This window comes from Xanthobacter sp. BG11Y11_SDJG (assembly GCF_057364445.1).
Genome location: NZ_JBNFNU010000784.1, coordinates 1 through 832, shown reverse-complemented (window position 1 = coordinate 832; position 832 = coordinate 1). Strand labels below are relative to the sequence as shown.

The 832-nt window shown below is 62.5% G+C and carries 1 protein-coding gene; it reads left to right on the top strand.

Annotated features, from left to right (window positions below):
* Nucleotides 1-147: 147 nt before the first annotated feature.
* Nucleotides 148-832 (top strand): tyrosine-type recombinase/integrase (locus tag AC2W7M_RS26510; RefSeq protein ID WP_486136167.1); only part of this gene is annotated, 685 nt, incomplete at its 3' end.

Below are 832 nucleotides of genomic sequence, written 5' to 3'. Positions count from 1 at the left end.
AGCGTCCGAAAATGTCCAATATCGCTTTGATTTCAAAGAGATAGGCGCTCCTGACGTCCAGTCTGATCCCATCTCGTCCGCTTGAATCCTGTAGGCATGTAGGCAAGTTTGTAGGCGTCTCGATGCCTACAAAGGGAGCGTGCCTACATGGCGCTGACGGACATGGCGCTGCGCAATGCGAAGCCGCAGGACAAGCCATACAAGCTATTTGACGGGGGCGGCCTCCATCTTCTCGTCAATCCGAGCGGCAGCAGAATCTGGCGTCTCGCCTACCGGTTCCTCGGCAAACCCAAGCAGATCTCGTTCGGCCCCTACCCCACCGTCTCTCTCGCCGATGCGCGCCAGAAGCGGGATGAGGCCAAGAAACTGCTGCTGGACGGCCAGGACCCTTCGACTGCCCGCAAGCTCGAGAAGGTCAACGCGACTATCTCCACGGGCAATAACTTCGCCCTGCTCGCGGCCGAATATATCGCGCGCCTGGAAACGCGAGAGTCGGCAAACGCCACCATCAAGAAGAACAAGTGGCTGCTGGAGACGCTCGCCGGGCCGGCGCTCGGCAGCCGCCCCATCACCGAGATCAAGCCGGTGGAGGTTCTGGACATCCTGCGCCAGGTGGAGCGAAGCGGCCGCAGAGAATCGGCACGTCGCCTGCGCTCGGCCATCGGCAGCGTCTTCCGCTATGCCATTGCCACGCTGCGGGCTGAAACGGACCCGACCTCGCCTTTGAAGGACGCCCTGGAGCGGCCGAAGGTCGTCCACCGCGCGGCTCTCACGGACCCTGTCGCCCTCGGCGGGCTACTCAGGGCCATCGATGAGTATGACGGCTGGCCCA